At 44.2% G+C, this 21,752-nt stretch carries 23 protein-coding genes; 8 read left to right on the top strand and 15 right to left on the bottom strand.

Going from position 1 to position 21,752, the window contains the following annotated elements; translation table 11 throughout:
* Positions 1-10: 10 nt before the first annotated feature.
* From AC23ME_RS20640 to AC23ME_RS20605, 8 genes are read right to left on the bottom strand one after another with little or no spacing between them, the layout of a single operon-like run.
* The gene (locus AC23ME_RS20640; RefSeq protein WP_487729628.1) at positions 11-703 is read right to left on the bottom strand and encodes a TerB family tellurite resistance protein; all 693 of its coding nucleotides are present in this window, start codon (positions 701-703) and stop codon (positions 11-13) included.
* Positions 654-1,337 carry a hypothetical protein gene (locus tag AC23ME_RS20635; protein WP_487729627.1) on the bottom strand — a complete coding sequence of 228 codons (684 nt, stop codon included), beginning with the start codon at positions 1,335-1,337 and terminating at the stop codon, positions 654-656. Before AC23ME_RS20635 ends, AC23ME_RS20640 begins: the two co-directional genes overlap by 50 nt.
* Complete coding sequence (locus AC23ME_RS20630; RefSeq protein ID WP_487729626.1) at positions 1,324-2,142, bottom strand: conjugal transfer protein TraI; 819 nt, start codon at positions 2,140-2,142, stop codon at positions 1,324-1,326. Before AC23ME_RS20630 ends, AC23ME_RS20635 begins: the two co-directional genes overlap by 14 nt.
* Positions 2,143-2,152: 10 nt before the next feature.
* Complete coding sequence (locus AC23ME_RS20625; protein WP_487729625.1) at positions 2,153-2,518, bottom strand: hypothetical protein; 366 nt, start codon at positions 2,516-2,518, stop codon at positions 2,153-2,155.
* Between the two features lie 4 nt (positions 2,519-2,522).
* The gene (locus AC23ME_RS20620; RefSeq protein WP_487729624.1) at positions 2,523-4,988 is read right to left on the bottom strand and encodes a TraG family conjugative transposon ATPase; all 2,466 of its coding nucleotides are present in this window, start codon (positions 4,986-4,988) and stop codon (positions 2,523-2,525) included.
* On the bottom strand, positions 4,972-5,310 hold the full coding sequence (locus AC23ME_RS20615; protein WP_487729623.1) for a DUF4133 domain-containing protein: 339 nt from the start codon (positions 5,308-5,310) through the stop codon (positions 4,972-4,974). The genes AC23ME_RS20620 and AC23ME_RS20615 overlap by 17 nt, the downstream gene beginning before the upstream one ends.
* Positions 5,311-5,330: 20 nt before the next feature.
* Complete coding sequence (locus tag AC23ME_RS20610) at positions 5,331-5,678, bottom strand: DUF4134 domain-containing protein (protein WP_487729622.1); 348 nt, start codon at positions 5,676-5,678, stop codon at positions 5,331-5,333.
* A gap of 21 nt (positions 5,679-5,699) precedes the next feature.
* Positions 5,700-6,245 (bottom strand): hypothetical protein, encoded by a 546-nt coding sequence (locus tag AC23ME_RS20605; RefSeq protein ID WP_487729621.1) that lies wholly within the window; start codon positions 6,243-6,245, stop codon positions 5,700-5,702.
* Between the two features lie 149 nt (positions 6,246-6,394).
* Here AC23ME_RS20605 and AC23ME_RS20600 point away from each other — a divergent pair, with 149 nt between their 5' ends.
* Positions 6,395-6,811, top strand: a complete 417-nt coding sequence (locus AC23ME_RS20600) for a hypothetical protein (RefSeq protein WP_487729620.1) — start codon at positions 6,395-6,397, stop codon at positions 6,809-6,811.
* A gap of 173 nt (positions 6,812-6,984) precedes the next feature.
* Here AC23ME_RS20600 and AC23ME_RS20595 read toward each other — a convergent pair whose 3' ends face one another.
* The gene (locus tag AC23ME_RS20595; RefSeq protein WP_487729619.1) at positions 6,985-7,839 is read right to left on the bottom strand and encodes an RteC domain-containing protein; all 855 of its coding nucleotides are present in this window, start codon (positions 7,837-7,839) and stop codon (positions 6,985-6,987) included.
* A 378-nt stretch (positions 7,840-8,217) separates the two neighbouring features.
* On the opposite strand from AC23ME_RS20595, the gene AC23ME_RS20590 reads away from it, so the two are divergent.
* The gene (locus tag AC23ME_RS20590) at positions 8,218-8,817 is read left to right on the top strand and encodes a Crp/Fnr family transcriptional regulator (RefSeq protein WP_487729618.1); all 600 of its coding nucleotides are present in this window, start codon (positions 8,218-8,220) and stop codon (positions 8,815-8,817) included.
* Positions 8,818-8,821: 4 nt separating this feature from the next.
* Here AC23ME_RS20590 and AC23ME_RS20585 read toward each other — a convergent pair whose 3' ends face one another.
* Positions 8,822-9,664: a hypothetical protein gene (locus tag AC23ME_RS20585; protein ID WP_487729617.1), complete on the bottom strand. Its 843-nt coding sequence runs from the start codon at positions 9,662-9,664 to the stop codon at positions 8,822-8,824.
* A 196-nt stretch (positions 9,665-9,860) separates the two neighbouring features.
* On the opposite strand from AC23ME_RS20585, the gene AC23ME_RS20580 reads away from it, so the two are divergent.
* The 5 genes from AC23ME_RS20580 (at position 9,861) to AC23ME_RS20560 (ending at position 12,451) form a co-directional block, all read left to right on the top strand.
* The gene (locus tag AC23ME_RS20580; RefSeq protein WP_487729616.1) at positions 9,861-10,250 is read left to right on the top strand and encodes a hypothetical protein; all 390 of its coding nucleotides are present in this window, start codon (positions 9,861-9,863) and stop codon (positions 10,248-10,250) included.
* 9 nt (positions 10,251-10,259) lie between these two features.
* Entirely contained in the window at positions 10,260-10,871 is a 612-nt protein-coding gene (locus AC23ME_RS20575) for a Crp/Fnr family transcriptional regulator (protein ID WP_487729615.1), read from the top strand.
* A 4-nt stretch (positions 10,872-10,875) separates the two neighbouring features.
* Positions 10,876-11,463 (top strand): cyclic nucleotide-binding domain-containing protein, encoded by a 588-nt coding sequence (locus AC23ME_RS20570; protein ID WP_487729614.1) that lies wholly within the window; start codon positions 10,876-10,878, stop codon positions 11,461-11,463.
* A 188-nt stretch (positions 11,464-11,651) separates the two neighbouring features.
* Positions 11,652-12,125, top strand: coding sequence for a MauE/DoxX family redox-associated membrane protein (locus AC23ME_RS20565; protein WP_487729613.1), 474 nt, complete (start codon positions 11,652-11,654; stop codon positions 12,123-12,125).
* 17 nt (positions 12,126-12,142) lie between these two features.
* Positions 12,143-12,451: a DUF6520 family protein gene (locus AC23ME_RS20560; RefSeq protein WP_487729612.1), complete on the top strand. Its 309-nt coding sequence runs from the start codon at positions 12,143-12,145 to the stop codon at positions 12,449-12,451.
* A gap of 57 nt (positions 12,452-12,508) precedes the next feature.
* Here AC23ME_RS20560 and AC23ME_RS20555 read toward each other — a convergent pair whose 3' ends face one another.
* From AC23ME_RS20555 to AC23ME_RS20535, 5 genes are all read right to left on the bottom strand, one after another.
* On the bottom strand, positions 12,509-13,978 hold the full coding sequence (locus AC23ME_RS20555; RefSeq protein WP_487729611.1) for a TlpA family protein disulfide reductase: 1,470 nt from the start codon (positions 13,976-13,978) through the stop codon (positions 12,509-12,511).
* A 28-nt stretch (positions 13,979-14,006) separates the two neighbouring features.
* A complete protein-coding gene (locus tag AC23ME_RS20550) occupies positions 14,007-15,404 on the bottom strand; it encodes a RagB/SusD family nutrient uptake outer membrane protein (RefSeq protein WP_487729610.1) in 1,398 nt (465 codons plus the stop codon).
* 9 nt (positions 15,405-15,413) lie between these two features.
* Positions 15,414-18,797 (bottom strand): SusC/RagA family TonB-linked outer membrane protein, encoded by a 3,384-nt coding sequence (locus AC23ME_RS20545; protein WP_487729609.1) that lies wholly within the window; start codon positions 18,795-18,797, stop codon positions 15,414-15,416.
* 334 nt (positions 18,798-19,131) lie between these two features.
* Entirely contained in the window at positions 19,132-20,235 is a 1,104-nt protein-coding gene (locus tag AC23ME_RS20540; protein ID WP_487729608.1) for a FecR family protein, read from the bottom strand.
* Between the two features lie 99 nt (positions 20,236-20,334).
* A complete protein-coding gene (locus AC23ME_RS20535) occupies positions 20,335-20,907 on the bottom strand; it encodes an RNA polymerase sigma factor (RefSeq protein ID WP_487729607.1) in 573 nt (190 codons plus the stop codon).
* A 354-nt stretch (positions 20,908-21,261) separates the two neighbouring features.
* On the opposite strand from AC23ME_RS20535, the gene AC23ME_RS20530 reads away from it, so the two are divergent.
* Positions 21,262-21,690: a hypothetical protein gene (locus tag AC23ME_RS20530; RefSeq protein WP_487729606.1), complete on the top strand. Its 429-nt coding sequence runs from the start codon at positions 21,262-21,264 to the stop codon at positions 21,688-21,690.
* Positions 21,691-21,752: the final 62 nt, after the last annotated feature.

Below are 21,752 nucleotides of genomic sequence, written 5' to 3'. Positions count from 1 at the left end.
GATAAAAAATTTAAAGGTTCGAGTGAAGACTGCCCACGGACTTCAGATCCCGTTGCTGCTGCTCCCTGAGCATTCCCAACGCAGTCGTTTTTTCGTTAAAATCGCGAAGGAACAGCACCTTTTGCTGCATGTCCCCAAAAATCCGATCAATTGCGCTGAGCCTTTCCTCGTCGTTCATCCTCAGTTTGGATGAGGTAATGACCATCGCCAGTTCCTCCAGATTATCCAGGCTACGGGAGAAAAGCTGACCATAGACCCACTCGATATAGGCCATCTCCGCCACACTGAAAATCGACGCGGCCCCAAAACGACTAAAGGCCGACTTGTAGGCCCTCACCATGTACTGCTGCTGTTCCACGATCTCGGCCACCCTGCGGTATTTCCTTACTTCGGGACTGACCACCATCAGCCCGTCCAAAAAAACCTCATGCAGTGAAAAATTGCCCTGTGCGATATTTTTGACCGTGTTGTAGCCACCGCTGAGCACCTGATAGCCCCGTTTCATATCCCGAAGGATATTTTTCAGCTGGCCAAGCTTCTCCACATTCAGCAATAACTGTTGTACCTCGTGCGACTGCGCATTTGCTTTTACAAAACCTAGCACACACATCGCCAACACCCAAAGCTTCCTGATCCAGACCGACCTAACTCCACTACCTAATGCCATGGAGATCCCATAGCGATTTGATCGTTCTCTGTTCATCTTCTCTCCTATTAATTAATCCCAAAACCTGTTGCTGAAAATGCTGGGCGAAAGCAAGCTTTTCCCGCATCGAAAAATAGACCCTGTCCAAGCGCTCCAACCGCTGCCGATCATCCATTTCGACCCTGCCAGCCGTGACGACCAATAACAGCTCTTCTAGGTCATCTAGACATAATTGCCAAATATTTTCCCGTACCTGATGCACATACTCCTGGTTTGAAAAACTTAACAGTCCATGATCGCTGACCCCCTTAAATCCCCTGGAAATCATCAGCTGCATCTCTATGATCCCCGCAGCCTTTGCACTGTTCCGGATACTGGGGTTGACCTGCTTCAAATCAGAAATAAATGCATTGTGCAGACTGAACTCCCCTTTAGAAAGGTCCGAGATTGTATTCAGTCCCGAACTTGCCAGGCGATATCCCTTCTGTGCCATATCAGCATAAATTCTCAATGCCGCAATTTGCTCAAACAGGTACCTTGTCTGCGTTTTCTTCTGCCGAAACCATTCCGAGCCCTTCTGCGCCAGCAAGGGCTGAAGATTTAAAATCATCAGCAGTAAGCCATACAGCAGACCTTTCAACATCTTAGACCTCCCCCCTAAAACGCTGCATCTCTTTTTAATCCACCCCATAGATCTCCTTCAATTTTGCCGTCTCCTCCAATGAGACCGACCGGCTGATGCTCAAACTGATGTTGCCCGAGTTAAATTTCTTGATCGCCGAATAATTCGCGTCCATCTCGTCTGCCGCCTTTGCGATCAGTTCCAGCCTCGATGCATCCGACATCTGGGTCTTGAAGGAATTGATCACCAAAAAGAGCTGGTCAAGGTTCTTGATGCTCTCGTCCAAGATGCCCGAATAGACCTTTCCCATATATTCCAGCTCCTCGGACTTGAACCGGACATCCTTCTGGAAAAGTCCCCAGGCCCACTTGTACTCATCCACAATAGCGATCTGCGTTTGCGTCAGGTCCCTGATCCGCTTGTAATAGGCAATCGTCGACTTGATTTTCCAGAGTTCCTCATAGTATTTCGCATATTGCTCCCGCTGTTTATCCGTCCAATCTGCGATCTCCGTCAATTTGAGTTTCGACAACTGGTTCTCCAAGACCTTCTGCGCATTCTGCAGCCAGATCGTCTCGTTCTGCAGGCGCTGCACCCTAAGGTCCACCGCCTTGATGACTTTCTTTACACCCGCCCTGATCACTTCCACCACCGCAAGCTGGGCATTGGCCCCCTTGGGCAGCCCCACAAACAGTGTCATCGTACTCAAGGGCAGGATGATCATGTATTTTTTCATAACCTGTTTAATTTGTTTTTTAACTGTATTCAAGCTTCCTTCGAAGGTTTTCACAATTCTTCTTATTAGAATTTTAGCACTATCCGTCCACCATACGGCAGATTGAATCTGCCGTATGGAATATTTTATTGTTTCCATCCGATAAATTTTAAGGTTTGATTTTGCGGTATTCCCTATGACCGATGACCAGCATTCCACTATCAGGAACGACCCTGATCAGCTTACCGCGCACTTGCTCGCGCAGCAGCTGTTGAGTAGCTTCATAGCTCACTCTCCAGTTTTCGGTTTCATGTTGCCGACTCCCGACTTTGCCCTTCCTGATCAGGTTAAACCCTGTTCTTCGAACAATCTGATACTCAACATCCGAAAGCTGGACCAGCTCCAATGTATCGTCGGCAATACTATACTCACCTTCGGAATGGTTGGCATAAATGCCGGCAAACTGATTATTAGGATTGGTATTGCAGGCTGCCATTAGCATGGCTACGGCAGCAAAAACTAGCATTGTTCTCATAGGACTATGGCTTTAAGTTTTTCATATTCCGTGCGAGCATCTGGATGCCCTTTTGGATGCTCCCGAAACGGACGGCGTATTCCTGTACCTTGATCTTCTCCGTTTCTTCGGTCGTGTAGCATAGGTATTCTTCCAGGCTTACTTCCGTCCGGTACACCTTACTGTACTGCCCACCCAGGGAGATAAATACCTCTTTGTATTTCCGCTTAGGGTCATTGGCCCTGTTCATCGAAAGGATCAACGCCCTCTCCTTATCCGTCAGCCCCAACAATGCTTGGATGGAATCAAACTTGTTCTGGTACTTGCTCTGGTCGAGCAATATCTTGCAGTCCGCATTATTGATGATGGCCTGTTTGACGATGGGCGAGGAAATGATATCCTCCACGTCCTGGGTCACGACGATCGCCTCCCCGAAATATTTCCTGACCGTCTTGAACAGGTATTTGATATACTCCGCCATCCCCTCCTTGGCAATGGCCTTCCAGCACTCCTCAATCAGCAGCACTTTACGTATACCCTTCAGCTTGCGCATCTTGGAAATGAACATCTCCATCAAAATCAGCGTCACTACCGGAAACAGGATCGGATGGTCCTTGATGTTATCCAGTTCAAAGACGATAAAAGGCTGATGTAACAGGTCCAGGTTTTCCGTTGCATTCAACAGGTAATCAAACTCCCCGCCCCTGTAATAGGGCTGCAGCACATACAGAAAACTCGACACGTCAAAATCCTTGTCCTTCACCTTGCCCTTCTCCAAAATCTGTGTATAGTCCGAAAGCAGCCACTCATAAAAAGTATTGAAGCAGGGAAAGATATCCCTATTCTCCCCGAGATATTGATAGAACAAGGTCAGGGCATTGGACAGCGCCACATATTCCGAGCGCTTGAAATGCTCATCATCCTTTTTCCAGAGCGCCAGCAAAAGCGTCTTTATGCTTTCCTTCTTTTCGGTATCCAATATCTCCCCCTCCGCAATGAAAAACGGATTGAACCTGATTGGGTCATGCGCTGCATAAGTGAAATAGTAGCCGCCCACCAGATCACAGAGCCCTCGATAACTATGGCCTACATCCACCAGCACCACATGTGCCCCCTGCTCGAAGTAGCTTCGTACCATATGGTTGGTGAAAAAAGATTTACCAGAACCCGATGGACCAAGGATGAACTTGTTCCGATTGGTCACATGGCCCAAACGCATCGGCTCATCCGAAATATCCACATGTACCGGACGTCCCTTCAGGCGGTCGCCAAAGCGAAGCCCAAAGGGAGAAAGGCTGTCCCTGTAACTGCTTTCCATGTTAAAGAAACAGGTCGCCTGCTCGACAAAGGTATCAAAGGTATCGTTCATTGGAAAGTCGCCCGCATTCCCAGGCATTCCCGCAAACCAGATCTGCGCCGCACCTTCCGTTTCCAGTTTGGCCACCGCGTCCAGCTGTGCCATCGCCGAGCCCACCTTGTTCTTCAAATCCCTCATCTCCATCGGATCGTCCGACCAGGCCAGCACATTGAAATGCGCCTTGATCGGCAGCCGTTGATGCACTACCGCTTCATTCAGGAAATCATTGACCGCATCACGCGATACCGCATTCTCCCTGGAGTAACCCGACAGCGACTGCAAGCGCAATTTTTTCGCCTCCAGCCGTTTGATCGTATCCCTGTCATCTCCGATAAAAATGTATTGGTTATAGATATGGTTACAGTCCAGGATCTGTCCCAATGGACTTGCAAAACCGATCGAAAACTTCGATCGATCGGTACTGTACCGATCATAATTGATCCTACTGCCGCAAAGTGCCGGCAGGTCCTCCATCTCCGAAAGGCAATAGAGCTCGACCTCCTTTTCCCCCACCTTCAGCCCATCACTGACACTGATGTCCCGCAAGAGCGACGGTTCATGCTCCCCCAAAAGAAAGGTAAACCTTTCGATCAGTCCAGCATTGTTCGCCGTACCCGCAAGTTCATCATCACCCAACCTTGACAAAGCCACAAAACCACTGTCCTTCAAGATCCTTTCCAACTGTCCACAACTATCCAGGAAGTCAAGCTGCAGTTTTTCCTCCATCAGCTGCGCCGGAACGATGCTCCTGCGCAGCACATTGCTGTAGACCGAACTTGACAGTTTCCTTCCCTCGGGCTTTTTGGTGAGGATAATATAACAGCTATGCTCCAAGCGCTCCCTTTCATTGAAAAAGGTCTCGCTGCTCCGGGCCAGAAAACTATCCCCGGCCCGAACGTAATCCGCCTGGTAACCATCCCTGACAAACCAGTCCATCTTATGGAACACGCTGTGTTTTGGCAAGACCTTGATCGCCTTCACCAAGACCTGGTGATAGGCCTCGTAGTCCCCGTCCGACAGCGTAAAGATCTCCGGCAAGGTCGCCCTATACACCACCGAAAAATCCCCCTGCATTGAAACTATACAACCCTTTTCTACCTTCAAAATCGGAAACATCTTATTTGCACTGACCATGAGCTTTATTTTTAAGTGAAAGGAATAACTGCCTCGACTGGAACTGGATATAGCGCGGATAATTCCGACGGGCAAAGAATTTCATCAGCCCGTGCTCGCCAAAGCGCGCGGATAGCTTGCCCACCACCACAAACAGCGCAGCACCCAGGCCGAAAATGATCGGCAGTACCAAAAACAGACTGACGCCTGAGATATACAATACCGCAAAAGCAACCAACAAAAACACCATTCCAACTGCCAAATAAGCAATGTACTGCGCCTTCAATCCCTTGAACATGATGGGCTTGCCCACCCCCTTATTGATCTGATATACCGAAGCCATAAAAAAGTTTAAAGTGAAAATTATATCCCAAAGAAGGATTTGAGTACCGTGGCCACCACTACCAAAAAAATACAGGAACCGAACCAGGCGGCAGCGACCTTATTGGTATCCGGTTCGCCCGCATTCCACTTGTTGAACACCTTGATGGCACCGATGATCCCAACCACTGCACCGATGGCATACATCAGGTCGCAGCCCGTATCGAAATAGCTCCTTACCCGGTTGGTCGCCTCTGCAATCCCCGCGTTCCCATCCTGGGCAAACAGGGGACCTGCAGACAGCAACACCAGCCCAACCACCAAAAACAGCCAGTAGGCCACACCTGTAAAATTCAAAAGGCCAATAAAAAATCGATGAAATACTTTCATAAAAAAGGTTTGAATGGTAAACTAATCCCAGAGGTCCGCAATTTCCCCTGGCGTTAAATGGAAAGGGGCATGGTCGATGATGAATTCATTGAGCGCATGCATCTGTGGATGGCCGCCCATCTTGGGAAACCCCGACTTCAGCGCTTCCAGCAACCGAAAAAAATCACTCTTTTTCCCATCTTCTTCGGCAAGCCGCTGAAACAAAAGCTTCAGTTCCTGCAACAGATCAGGGACCAGGCCCAACTGGTCGGAACGGTCCGCCGTCCCCTCCTTCCCCGCAAAACGCAGCTCGCTGCCAGACAACAGTTCCATCCCCTCCGGCAATCGACTTTTACCCATCAGCTCATCCGCAGGTGACAGCACTTCCACATCCCCTTCCCAACGGTGCGGCAGTTTACCGGCACCCGGACCACTACGATCCGAACCAATCCCAGCACTGCTCCCCTTCCATCCCAAACCGCCAAGCTTCCTATGCCTCAACCAAAAAAACCACATCCCCCCATACCACAAAAGGGAAAAGACCAATGCAGCAACCAAAAACTGTTGCCATGTAAAATTCTGTAACATATAAAATCCGTTAACCCGCCACTCCATTGCAGCGGAACATGACACAAAGGTTCACACATTGGGAAAACCGGATTGACAACTCGTTGGGGAGGTGGTCAAATTTAATTGCAAAAACATTTTAAAGTGGTTTAATTCCCTACCTTAGGCCCATGAAAAAACTAATTATCGCATGCATGCTCTTCCTCGCATTTACGAGTTCCGTTCATGCCTTCTTGTTGAATAAAAGATGTTTGTACTTGAAACAGGAGCCTATCCAGGCCAATGCGGAAAATCTTGCTTCCCACAATGGCAAGCTTGTCCAATTTGCCACAACTATCCTAAGCTCAAAAAAGGTTGGCAAAGAAATCTACCTTTACAATCACGCAGATGGAAAATTGGCCACAGTAACCATTGTATTAAAAAAGGGCGCAAGGTCAAAAGCAGATAGTTCGAACTATGGCTTGAGTACAGTTACAGGAAAGGTGGCCCTAAAAAAAGATGGAAAAGTCATCATTGAAGTCACCGACCCAGCTAATTTCAACACCCGAAAGCTTGTTGTAGGTTCTCGGGGCGGGGCAGCCGGATAGACAAGTCCACTTGCCCTAACATAAAGCCGAACACTATTGGATTAGCGTTCGGCTCGCACTAACTATTTTTTAACCGAAACTTGAAATAGTTTTTTTTTGCGATATACAGGTAATACTTTTTGTATGTGCGATAGCATTAAATTTTAATATGGCTGTGCAAGATGCAGAAATGATCAAGGCCTATACTCATCCTCATCATCCAATTTCTTTAAGATCGCCGATCCCATCTCATCAATAAACTTCGTCCTGCTCAACCTTTTTCGCTGCCTAATCTCGGCAAGCCTCCGGTATGGCCTTCCCAAACTCACCCCAAATATGTCCTCTAGCTCCTTCACGATATCGATGATATTCGCCCTACCTTCATTCAACTGACCCGTATAATATAGACCATAGGCAATCTCCAAGAGATTGATACTTTCCCCCGTCCATTTCAGTTTCTTAGGCCTAGGTTGACCCATATCAACTGGAGAAAGCCCATCCAAACCCAAAATAGCCTGCTGGATCCAAGCCGCCAATTTCTCCAAAGCCATGAACTTGGCAAAAAGATAATCTCCCCTCGTTGCAAAACTAGGATCCGGATCCGCCACATTCGGGACCAAAATACTTCCCTCCTCCATCTGCTTGCGAAGGAAGAAAAGCCCGTCCAACTCACCTGCACCCATCCTATAATACTGGTAATGGAAATCATGCAGTCGAAAGAACCTTTCAATTGATCTTAATTCTCCCAACAGGAAATTCCGTTTACTTTCGTCTTTATCGCTAGGCATCCAGGACTCTACACTGTAACGTTCAAAAGCATAAATTTTCCAACAATAGAACTGCGGTTTAACGCGCTTGAAAAATTCGATCTCATCGGCTTCATCCACAAACGGATTTTCGACAACGAATGCCCTCAAGTTATTCAGCTGTACTTCTGTGACAGCCACTGTTCTTTTAAGTTTTTCGATAGGGTTCAATTCTTCAAGAGCAATCTCACCCAATTCGGCCTCAAATTCCTTCAGCCAAACTTCTAACACCTCATCTAACATAAACAATAAACTAAATGATCAGCTCCCTAGCCGGTATACTGGCGTCAACTTTCACTCGGGTTGCTATAAGGTATCATTTCTCCATAAGCCATTGCGTTGATTAACATTCACAAAGTTCCTCCAAGCTTCCAAAAATGTCATTGATATTTGTTACAACTTTCAGGCTCCCAATAACGCCGCCAAATGCGCGTGATAAAGCAATAAATGAGAAAGACTGTGATAATTCTCACAAAAACCTTTGCTAAAGCCATGAAAGTAATCCGTAGTAATCCAGAAAAAGGGAGCAAATGTCCCAAAATGTTAGCCCAAAAAACATCTTCAAATTTGGTACGTTTCCAAAATAGTCACAGCTCACTCTAACCTAGTTTACGCGACATCATGGAAACAAACGACATAGAAACCCTCTCCCTGCTCCAACTGCTGGGCAGCGTGGCGCCTACCTCGGCAGAATACCAACAACGCCTTGCCGAACAATTATTGACCGAAACACTTCCAGCCAAACACCATCTGTTACGTGAGGGAGAAATCTGCCGAAGGCTCTACTTCGTCGAGACCGGACTTGTCAGGTCCTACCACATCGATGACGACGGCAACCAGTGCACGAACTGGTTCATGAAAGCCGGAGACCTGGCCTGCGCCGTCACGAGCTTCTTCGAACAAAAACCTTCCATGGAAAATATCGAACTCCTACAGGATAGCGTCCTCGTTTCCATCACCTGGAACCAATTGAACGCCCTCTATGCCGACTTCCAGGAAGCCAACCTCATCGGTAGGATCATGACCCAGAAATACCTCATGGTCGTCATGGACATCCACATGCAGCGACATATACCCAAAGCCATGACGAGATACCTGAACCTGCTCAAACAACATCCGGATATCGAACAGCTCACCACCCAGGCGAATATCGCTTCCTATCTGGGGATCACAAGGGAAACCCTGTCAAGGTTAAAAGCGGAGCTCCTCAAACACAGGTAATAAATTAGCCAAAACGATCGTCTAACGGCCTAGCTGCCTCACCGAACCAAGCCCTAAAGATTGAAGACCGTCTGCGCGAAACAATCATTTCATGTTTGAATTCAAAGGCTAAAATGAGCTTCACACGCTTTCCCGGAATGGATTCCAAATCAGCGATCGCCAAACGGTGAACGAGCCAGTGCCGCTGTCCACTATAGTAATCTCTAGTACCTAACAGTTCAATAGACTGTCTGATCGAGTGTGTCCAAATCATTGGATTTCCAGAAAAACCATAGGCCATAACTCCTGATTCGCCAGCATAAACCAAGGCAGGTAAATCAGTGGATACTTTAATTTGCGGCTTTGGCTTCGGTTTCTTAGGTATCAGATACTTAACGAGCTTCTGCGCCCTAGGGTATTTATTCATGTAGTAAATGACATAACAGAGATTGACTATCAGTACAAACAGTACAATGGGTAGAAACAGCTTTTTAAAAAATGACGTTTCCGGCAACCATAAGCCATGTAGGCCGAACAGCGCAGCGGCCAATAACAACTCAAGCATGAGGATCGTTACAACACCATACAGCAATTGTTCCAATGCCCAAGGAATGGTCAATCCTTTGCCCCGATGTTTCCTGGATAGCTTGTAGCTTACCAAATAGATGCCCAGTTGTAATACCATTGCTATGATTGCACTATAGGCAACGGAATAATAGTATGCGGACATCTGCCTAAGTTCTGCCCATGTTTCGTCACGGCCGTGCACGACAATGTAGTGTCCTGCGAATATTGATACAATCAGTATCAACAAAAGATTGATGATAAAAAATCTTGAGCAGAGATGTTGTAGAATCCGTTTCAGCATAATGGGAAGCGTTAGGTAAACTAGGTAGCTGAAGTGCCGAAATTACCAAAATTTTCCTAAAATTTCCGAAATAGACCACTCACAACACTTTTCAGGGTGCCACTCAGAAAATATCACCGCGAAAAGCTTTTCCACTTCAAAAAGTGCCACTAAATTGCCTCAAACAATAAATGGTCTCACATAAATTTTTACGAAAATGCAAAAACAACCCTTTGATGAAGTTGGTCTTCAGTCCCTTTTACAAGCACTTTATGCACTAAATGACCAACAATTAACCGCAGAGGCGGCCGCCCTTAAACTGCAGCCCAAACTATGGATCAACGGTCATTTCGACCTGACTACCGACCAGCTCAGTTATCTTGATGAAATGCCGCCAGCAATTGCCAATTTCCTTGGCGACCAAGGGAGCTTTGCCATTCAACACCGCCTACCGGTAACCTTGACCAAAGATGGCGACGGCTCCGGAGATGAGGACAAACTCTTTAAGCCTAAAAGCGATTTGATGATCGAGACAGCTAACGATGGCCATATCACCGCTTCGGGAAGTATGACAATCGAAATCACCTATGTAAACTCGAAATTATAAGCTCAAACCATGATCGATATCAGTCAAGTCACAGCTGCGCTGGCACCGGTTTCTAGCTTTCAAACAACGCTCAACGCGTTGTTTGAAAGCACTTTTCGACTGATCACATTAAAAAAGGGCGAACAACTCGAACTGCCCGCACAACGCACACTTTATTTCTTGGCCACAGGCTTACTTCATGAATACATTGAAACTCCTAAAGTAACTTCGCCAATCGATGCAACCGATCCTGGCCAAACCAAAACCATCAGATTCCATCACGCCGGAGCATTTTTTCCAATGTCCGGTCAGCAGAGTGACGCGAACTCCCATCCAAGTCCAAGAATAAGTGCGCTCATCTCCAGCCGGCTTTATTACTGCGGATACAAAGTCCTTCTCGAGAATCATCATATGGCATCTGGTATCGATGAAATAATCCTCCACCTTGAAGACCAATGGCAAAGGCGTATCACTGAAGAAAAGCTCCTGCTTCACGAAGAACCGGCAAACAAGCGTTACCGCAAATTTCGCAACAAAAATCCCGAACCAAACCTAATCCCCCAAAAATATTTGGCCAGTTATTTACACATCAGCCGCAAGCACCTTTCCAGAATACATAGACAATGGTTAAAAGATAAATAATCAAATGAACCCTAGCGCGCAACAGCTCAAAGAGCTTCTGAGCATCCTTTCTGCAAATGTCCGGCTCTCACCCAAATTCGAAAGAGCCTTGGTCAGAGCTGTAGACATCCAGCGCATCAGGACAAAAAGCGTTATCAGCAATGAAGAAAAAGACCTACACTATGCCTGGTACAGTATTGATGCCTGGGTCGCCGAATACAGAAACCTCCAAAGCGGCAAATCAGAAGTCTACGCCATCTATGGTCCAGAACAGATCTTTACCGACATCAACAGCTTTCTCAAACAGACCATCTCCACCCATAAATTTATTGCCATAAGCGGCACCAACCTCTTGCGCATTGAACGGAACAATTTTAACCAGCTTCGGAAATTTCCAGAAACCTCCCTTCTCCTCGAACATTTCATGCTCCAACAATGGGAACTCGATGTATGGCGTTCGGAGCTGATGACCTATTCAGATCGAGAAAAGGTCTATCATTACGCCCAAAAATACCCCATCAACCTGCTTCCCAATGTTATCAGCGCATCCTTTTTGAGGATGACCCCTTCCCGGTTCAGCGCCGCCAAGGCTGCCTTCAACCGGACTAACTAATTGATCGGCAAACGCATTTCTATCCCGCGGGATATTTTTTTAACAAAAAAACGTACTGAAATTTACATCAACGAATTCATCAAAAAAGAAAGGAGGTCCGTGACAACGATCAACAAAACAGAGAAATTGGGGCAAGTACCCAAGGTGGCGGATACCACCACATCGAAGCACAACCAAAAGATAAGACCATGAACAGTACCAGTATTACAGGCAAACCACCATTTTACCAAAGGCACCAGACCAAGCAGCTCCTGATCAACGGCATCACAGGACTTTGTATCTTCCTCTTAGTCTACACCGCACAGGCAAAAATTGTAGAACATGACCAATTCTACAAAGGACTATCGAAGATCCAATACCTTAAGAACTATGCCCTCACCATCAGTTGGCTGGTACCCATCAGTGAACTGGCCATTGCCCTAGCACTGATCATCCCTCAGACCCAAAAATTAGGATTATACTTCTTCACCATCATGATGAGTATCTTTACGCTATACATCGCGTCGATGTTACTTTGGGCAGAAAAGAAACCCTGTCATTGCGGGGGAGCGATAGCATCGCTCACTTGGGAACAGCACCTGTTGTTCAATATCGGTTTTATCCTCTTGGCCATCTTCGCCATCTACCTCCATAAAAACATAAACCGGAAGACATTAATTTAAAATTAAAATCAATTAAAATGAAAAATTTAAAAAATTTCGCATTCGGACTGCTGGTTGCAGTTCTTGCAGTAGGATTTAGCGCATTTACCAACGCAAAAAGAACAAAAGCGCCACTTTGGGTTTATGTACAAGTTGACGAAAACCAGTATGAAAAGATTCCAGCCGGAACCTATGATCCTATCAACTGCGATGATGATTCAGACAGAGAATGTTCGTTCACACAACCTGAAAACGATACACAGGATCACGGACAAACTTTAAACTATTCTGAAGTCAGCTCTAAAGGAATGACCCCTTCAAGTCTTGATGGGAATTATAACCTATAGATTATTTCCAAAACTACTAGTGGTGGATTCTTTACACCACTAGTAGATAATTCTTTCTCATTTGAGTGCGGAATCCAAAAGAGAAATAAATGTCTTAGTATTATCTGTTAGCGTCCCATCCATTGCTGGAGACGAGATTGGTATAGTTGGTTTGGCCTCAAACATATTACCGTTCTTAATGATAAAAAGTGTCGGGTAGCTCTTAATTTTATAATGTTCTATCAGTGGATGTCTTGCATTATTACCCTTACCTACACCCGCATACAGATTAATGCTCTCGGGGTGGGTATAATTCCCGGTCGCAACACTTTTTAACCAAGCAGACCGCTCCTTATCTATGGAAACTGAAACAAACGCTAATTTCGGGTTGTCTCGATATTTCTTTACGATTGGCACCATGGCTTCATTTAACATTTTACAACCTGTGCAGCCAGTAAACCAGAAATCCATCACTACCACCTTATCCTTGAAATGATCTAGCGTGATCCAATTTCCCTTGTCGTCCTTAAGCTTAAAATTATAAAATGGTTTATCGTTCCGGTAAGTCTCCTTTAGATCCAATAAAATTTTTCTGTAGTCTTTCGATTGTACGATTTGAAGTCCTTCGTCCAAGAATTTCGACGATATTTTATTATGCAGAAAAAATATAACCAAAAGTTTTTCCCTTATAAGGCCATTATAGTTGTTCAAAATCCTATTATAGACAAAGTTTGCACCAGCATCTGCCCTAGAACTTTTCCAATCATTGACAATATTACTTTCTAAGACAATTTTACAATAAAGATAATCCACATAGATTGGAGCTTGTACAAGATGCTCGATTTGTATGCTGTTTAAATTTTTATGTTCAAGTTTTTTGAATCTTTCTGAGTTTATTGCGTAATCATAGTCACTTCTATTAACTTTTGCTTTAATTGCGTATTCCCTCAGCCATAAGAAATCTCGCAGTCCATAACAATTGGCAATCATGATATTTGTAAGTTCTAGACCCAATTCTTTTGAATAATCCTCTATGATCTTAAGCCTAATATTAAGTAAGGAATCAGCGTCCTGAGTACTTTGCGACTTATGTGGGAGTTTCTGACTATAAATATCACTCTGGCATTGGAGCCTTGTTGCCCCCTTTCCCGTGAACTTATAGTATCGTGAGGAAAGCTCGCAGTTGAGACGATCTCCTTTTTCAAGTATGTAGACGTTGGGAATAAACGTCCAATTCTCAGTTCCTACCGGTGTAAAATAGATGTACATATAAAACCTATCACTTATAGCTGGTATTACCTGTCTGAACTTGCCAGTTTTCTGGTCAACCTCTGGCAGAAATTTCCTTCCACGAAAGTTCATACCACTAGTTGCAAATTCCGAAATAAGTATAGTGACTTCAATAACTTTATGTTTCGAAGTCTTTGTGAAGTTATCAAGTACCCGTCCCTCTATAACAACATCATCTGGATTGTTAGACTTTGCATCCACCCTCCCCAAAGCTATGATTGACAAACATAGCAGCAACATATATATCTTAATATTCATTTCTTATTTTTTAAAGTTGCCCTGATAATTATCGTTCGTTTTGTTTGATCCCACTGAACATGATCTCTTCATTCGGGATTGGAAATATATACAATGGACTATTTGGTTGAAGTGTAAATTCCTGCACGCCCAAATTCCGCTTCAACACAATGTTGGCACCATCCCTGTTCAGCCTTTTGATATCCTCCCATCGTATTCCACGCCAAACTAGTTCCTTTCTACGTTCCAGCAGAATCTTCCCTAATGCCTCTGAAGCAGAACTGGCCTCTATATTCTGGTATGGATTGGGTACGCTATTCGCATTCGGATTCCAACGCTTTATTAACAGTTTGTTCAACCAATTCATACTCTCGATATATTGGCCTCGCCGAGCAAGACATTCTGCTTTGATCAAATAGAGTTCGTTTGTCGCAAGACCCATAAAAGGCTGGTTTCCAACCCCTTGATACCCCCTTTTTGGCACAAAGCTTCCATCGCCTTGCTTGGCAAAGAACACTGAAGGTCTTAGATCATTGGGAGTGTACAAACCAATTAATTCAGGGCTAATTTGGCTATATCTTCCAGAAGCGGCATAAGCCGCCTTAGTTGTTGCATATCTCCAGTAGATAAGCTCGACATTTGTTGTAGAGAAAGGTGTAACACTTGTTTTATCCAAGGTATTGTAATCGATTAACCTATCATACAGCGTTAGGGCACTATCAGCATGTAGTTCGGCATTTCCATATTCCCCTCTAAACAGATAGACCCTTGAAAGCAGTGCATGGGAAGCGACATTGGATGGTCTATTCCTGTTGAGAGTAGGAAATGTCTGCGGTAGCAGTTGGCTCGAGTATTTCAGATCATTCAATATCTGTTTGTAGTTTTCCGAGACAGTCGCCCTAGGTAGCACTTCATCTACAGAAGGATTCAATCTTAGAGGCACACCTAAATCACTTTCGGCAGTAGCTGGAGTATAAAAACGTCCGAAACTATTGACCAAATCGAAATAGGCAAAGCCGCGTACAAATAGCGCCCAACCCTTAACAAGATTAAACTGTGCCCTGTTCCTTTCCGTCACCGTAATATTTTTTAATCCATCGAGTACACAGTTGGCGTAGAAGATCGTTGTGTACGGCATACTCCAATCGTCAGATGGCTCGCCCTCGTAAAGGTCCTTTGCCCATATAAATGAATTTCTTTCTGTGGCCGTCCTGTTGGACAGCCAAATCTCCCTGGAGGCATATGTGTAGTCTTCACCGGCGAGTACTCCAAGGCCCGAAGTGCCATTTATTACCAGATGATTTTCCAACAGACTCTGAAACTCCTCCAATGTGGTCGGATGTAAGATATTCGTACTGGGCTTTCTTTCCAAGAAATCCTTTTTGCAGGAGATCAAAAAAAATGAAAGTATAGCAATGATGTTAATAGAGATTTTAATTGCTTTCATAACAATGATTTAAAAGGTTGTTTTTAAGCCTATAGCTACTGTCCTTGGATTTGGAAAACCTGAGCGGACATCGGGATCTATCCCATGTTTATTAGCTTTCCAGAGTATTGCCAAGTTATTAGCATAGAAATAGACATTCATATTTTTCAAGAAAGAGGCCTCTCCTTTAAAATTTGAAAAGGTATAATTGAGCTGGATATCCTGTAGACGGATATGATCTCCTTTTTCTACAAGTACCGAAGCATAATTATAAAAATCGCTGCGGTTTGGTAGATTTGGATATACCATAGCAGGTACTTCCGTACTAACTTCATCTCCCGCAAACTGCCATCTCTTCCCGTAATCCCGCTGCATGTAAGCACCCGAAAACAGAGAAGCGTAGCTTAATGAAGGACGTCTGAAAAAATAATTAAACTTGTAAAGGATATTGAATGATAGTTCAAGCCTGCCGTAGCCGATGGTGTTTCTGAAACTTCCAAAGACCGTGGGTGTTGCCGATCCGAAGAATTGTAACTGAGAACGATCATTGGAATTCAAAATGGCGGCATAATCTGAGCTTAATTGGTCATTGATAAAACCTCGCGGATTTCCAAGTTCATTCAATCCTCCCCATCTGTAACCAAACACGGCATTGATCGGATAATCGGGCAGTGGGGAAAGGTTCCCTGTATATCCTGTTACTACATTTGAATTGCTCCCGGTCCCTACCTTGTAGTCGGTGATCCTGTCCCTAACAAAATTCAAAATGATATAATTTGTCCACCTCAATCCCCCGTTCAGAATTCTAGATCTTAGCTGAACATCCATCCCATTTGTTCGTGTGTCAGCAACATTACCAGTGAATAGTGAGACCCCCGTCTGTGGAGCAATTGGACTACTGGCAATCAGATCAACACCGTTTTTCAAGTAATACTCGACGCTTCCAGAAATACGGCTCTCTAGAAGTGAAAAATGAATACCCGTGTTGAAGTTTTTAACACGTTCCCATCTTAGATCATCATTGGGTGGATTAACTATAGTAAAATACTGTACGCCATAAGAATTAAATAGTGATGGTGAAGCGGTCAGATATGCGGTAATAGAATTATTCACATTTCCATTGTATCCAAAGGTGGATTTTAGCTGAAGATTGTCGATCCAATTCACATTAAAAAAATCTTCCTTATGAATATTCCAAGATAAGCCGACAGACCATAAAGGAACACCTTTCTGATTTGCTTTTACACCAAATAGGTTTGACTCATCTTTCCTAAAGCTTCCCGAAATAACATATCGACTGTCATATGCATAGGAAGCATTGGCATACCAAGAAATATATCTGTTTATATTCGAGCTCTGGTTCATTGGAGCTGGAATTCTTGACGCCGAAACGGGATTAAAAAAGGACGGAAACAACGTAATCGGATCTATAATTGCACTGCTTCCCGTCTCGGGATTGTAGCCATAGGCAAAATAGGTATTTTGATTACCAGCGTCCTGCCTAACTTCATAGCCGGCAATTGCTGACAATTCATGTAGATTACCTAATACTTTATTATAGTCTAATTGGCTTCTTCCATAGTGAGACTCTCTGGATGCAAATATTGGATTATAGATTGATCCAAGCGGAACTGGCCTAGTTACCGCACCTGAAGTGGAATTTATATTCGTAAAGGTGTTGACCATATTTCTTGTATAAAAAGAATTTTGGTCATTAAGGCTTTCCGTCTTTGTACTTGCATTATAATACTGATAGGATAGTCCAAAAGACAATCCATCCAATATTTTATAGTTAGCACCTACACTTAACCTGTAATCTAACAAGCCAGATAGGTTGGTCGAACCCTGGTTTCTTAATTCCTCCAAAGGCCTGTATGACCAGTCTAAAAGCTTACCAGCTCCGGCTGTCTCTATGTAAGATGCTCGCAATCCGCCACGTCGAAGAACGGGCAAAGGATTTCCCACGGCGTCCGCAATCTGCTCATAGGGTAAAAAAGGCACATAACCGCTGGCGAACATATTCCTATTGTTGGATTTTGAAAACATCAAATCCGTATTCAGCCTTAACCTGCCTTTTAATAAATTATAATAATTGCTACCCTTAAGTGTAATCCTATCATTGGAGCGAGATACCAAATTGGGTACATTTCTGTCATAGCCTACAGAGAAATAATAGGATTGCATATTTCCCCCTCCAGTGACATCAGCGGCATAGTGCTGGACATTGCTATTCCTAAAAAAGTATTGACTTCTCTGCTCTCTATTATCAATATTTCTGAAAGCATCAATCTGTGCATTCCCGACCGCGGCGTAGCTCGGATCAAGCTTAATCTTTTGCAGGATTTCAACCACAGGAGAAATCACGCCAAATCCACCATTAATTGTAGCAGTGTAGGCCCCTTTGTCAAAAAGAAATTTTTCTACATCAATAAATTCGCTCGAAGAAAGCTGAGGTTCATAGTAAAGGTCAGGTTTCTCACCAACGGTTACATTTCCATTAACCGAAATTTTCGGCGCTGCATTCAACCTCCCCGTTTTGGTAGTAATCACAACAACACCATTCCCAGCTCTAACACCCCAAATGGACGCAGCAGCAGCGTCTTTCAACAAGGTCACACTCTCAATCACATCAGGATTAATAGTGTTTAGATCGCCTTCAAACGGGAAGTTGTCAATTACAATCAAAGGTGTCGTATTGGAAAAAATTGTACTCCGTCCCCTAACACTTATACCTGTTGAGTTACCTACCGTACTATCGAAAAGCAATCCATTTGAAACGCCATTCAGCCTACTCAATAAATCAGGTGAAACTGAACGGGAAATCGTTTTTTCATCTATATAAGAAAATGACCCTGTTGCTCTTTCTTTAGGGAGACTTTGATACCCTGTATTTACAATCTCAACTTGGCTTAGGATACTTTCGTTAGCAGTTAATTCAAGAGACAGTAATTCAGTTGTGGGAACAGTGACACTAAATTCACGGATATTGTAGCTAAGGTATTGAACCAACAACTCATATTTTCCATTCGGCAAATTCAGCTCAAATTCCCCTTTATCATTGGTAACAACAGATATTTCCGGAGATTTCACCTTAACAAGTACACCTGCAAGTGGCTCTTTAGATTCCGCATCCACCACCTTTCCTCGCACCTTATCCTGCGCACTTCTCTTAGACGGAACAACAGCAGGCGTAACACTTTTCCTTTTCAGCACCACCGTCTTATCAAAGATCTCATAAGATAAGGGCTGACCTTTCAGACAAGCCTCCAAGGCAGCACGCAATTCCACGTTCCGCACACTGACCGACACCTTCGGCAGATCCATTAAGTCCTTCTTTTCGTACCAAAAGCCATAGCCCGTTTGTTTCTTGATCTCCGCAAAGGCAAGCTCCAGAGATACCGATCTAAGATTCAAGGTCACCTGTGACGCACTCGCAACAACAGACATCAAAAAGCAACAGGAAAAGACCAGTGAAAAGCCCCAACGGGCTGACGGCCTCCACCAAAGGATCAACCGACATAAAATAGATAGATACTGCCCGACCCAAAGAAAGGGACGACAGTTTTCAAAAAAAATCATAAGTTTGTAGTTTAGGGTTTGATAAAAATTCGTGCGTGAATCGGATGTCCCAGACATCCATCCCCCTAAAGCCGCCGGAAGTGCTCGAACACCTCCGGCTTTTTTATGAATGGGGAATTAATTAACTAATACTAAATCTTTAAAATTTACTTCATCGGCAAAACATTATTTAAGGTTCAACAATCAGTTTTTTGATCCCCCTTCCACTAGTCTCAAGACGAAACCGAACATCTGAAAAGGACAATATCTTCAACAGCACCGACAAATTAGATTTACGGGAAACACTTCCAGTGAATACACGGTCCGAAATCCCACCCTCATACACGATCTCCAGGTCATACCAACGTGCCACCTCCGCAAGGATGTCCGAAAGCGGTGCATCCTTGAATTCCAACTTCCCATTTTTCCAGGCCATCACAAGCTCAGCATCGGCAGCGCGAAGCAAACTCCCACCCCTGCCCATTACCAACTGCTGCATCGGCTTCAACACCTCACCAACACCATGCGAATCCCTCACCAACACACTTCCTTCCAATAAAGTCGTCGCCGTCACCCCATTATCACCATAAGCATTCACATTAAAATTTGTCCCCAGCACCTTGATCTCCTGGCCGGCAGAAGCCACCACAAAAGGCTTTGACCTGTCATGGGCCACTTCAAAATACACCTCACCCGTAACCGACACCCGACGTTCTTTCGCCCCATCAAAGGAAGACGGGTAGCTGATCGACGAAGCCGCATTTAACCAAACCCGACTTCCGTCCGACAACACCACCTGATACTGTCCCCCCTTGGGGGTCGAAAGGGTCTGCGACAACTGTGTTTTTAAATTCTTACCGACAATAGATCCATCCAAATAAGCAACCCCATCAGCCCCTAACCTTAATCCACCCTTGACACCATCGAGGTTTATCAACTCATCACCAACCGACAACACCGCCCTATTTCCGATAGGTGCCACATCCGGTATAGCAACATTCTGATCAAACAAGCGCAAGTTTTCCTCCAGCTTCCAATGTACTATCGCCAATATCAATAGCGCCACCGCAGCAGCAGCGGCAATCCAGATATAAATATTAAGCTTATGGGACCGATGAACAGGGAGCCCCGTAAATACCTCTCTTTTAATTTCATCGATACGCTCCTGCGACAATTCCAGCTCATGCCCCTCGTTGAAGTCCAACAAAGCAGATTCTACCAAAGCTTTCTCCGCTTCGTTACAAAGGCCCGCGTTATATTTTTCTAGGAGTTGTTTTGCTTCTTTTGCATCCATACCTTTCAAAGGTTATTTACAGGTTGTAAAAGAACCATGCAGCAATCTTGAAGACAAAAATGAAAAAAAAGAAAATTAGGAGAATTAAAAGAGGAAAATTCAGACCAACAGCAGACCAATTAGCAAATGGAGCTTAGATTTTAGTATCTTCAACGCATTGGAGATCTGGTGAGAAACATTGCTCTCCGAAGTATTCAGCGAATCGGCAATCTCCTTATTGGACAGCCCATCCTTCCTGCTCAGCTCAAACACCGCCCTCATCTTCGCAGGCAATTTCTGCATCTGCACTTCAATATAATCCGAGAGCTGCTTCTCCCTGATCGAAAAATCAGACTCTTCAGCAGCAAAACCATCCGCATACACCCCAAGGAAATCAATATATTTAGACTGCACCTTCTGGTGCGCAAAATAATTGAACAGCTGACTTCGCAAACTGATGTAAAGGTACTGCGCTAAATTCCCCTCCACCAGCAACCGATCACGTTTCACCCAAAGCGAGACAAACAACTCCTGTACAAAATCCTTTGCCAATTCCTCATCCCGCAACTTCCTAAAAGCAAACACAAACATCAACTGAAAATACCGATCATAGACTTCCTTATACGCAGCAGCATCCCCCCCCCTTAAAAAGGCAATCAAATCGTTATTCGAAAGGTTCTGATATACAGGCATGCTCGTATCTGGTTAAGATGAGCCCTGCATTGGAAGAGACTTGATAAATTTGGGGTCTGCAAACCAAGCACACAATAAAGTTTCTGAGGCCTTAAGTCAACGTGGCATTACAGCAGACCCCAAATCTATCTGGACGCGCAAATATAGCACATCTATAAATAGATATTGGGATTATTCTGCTGTCCTGCGATGACGGCCTCAGATTGTGTCCGCAAGACTCTTATAATCAATAGGATTATTAAATTCTTATTCAAAATTAATAATACTTTCATTAAAAGCAAATATTTAAAATAAAAAGAAAGTAAAACACACGAAATTGCCATTAAATAGCATGTTGGTTACTTTTAGAGGATAATGGCCTCACGTATTCCCCACAATAACTTAAATTCTTTTCTAACAAAGCGAAATATTGCAAATGTTGATATACATGCTAAGACTGGAATTCCAACCGTCGAAATTAGCAAACTTCGAAATGGGTTAATCAAGAAGATTGGTGCTAAGAAATTGTTTCTGATCATTTTAAGTATTGGAGAGGATATAGGGAATGTCATTGAGGAAATTTATCCAAATCTATCATTAGTTAATATTGAGCCTGAGGTAAAGATTTCTAAACAGACTGTATTAGGGAAGTTTTTTGATACTGTAGAGGACAATACCATCAAAATCATTTCGTATAAAACTGGGATTACAATTGAACGATTGAAAGCGCTAAAATCTAAATCAAATGCTGTACCGCTTGCTCATGAATTATTTCTAATAGAACTAGCCTGGAGATTTCGCTGAAATTGACCATCTGATTTCGGTTTAAGCTGACCACCTATTCCGCGGCAAACTGACCACCTCAT

It is taken from the genome of Pedobacter sp. T50_32 (assembly GCF_057652195.1).
The sequence above is the reverse complement of the archived record's forward strand: the minus strand, read 5'-3'. Positions and strand labels throughout refer to the sequence as shown.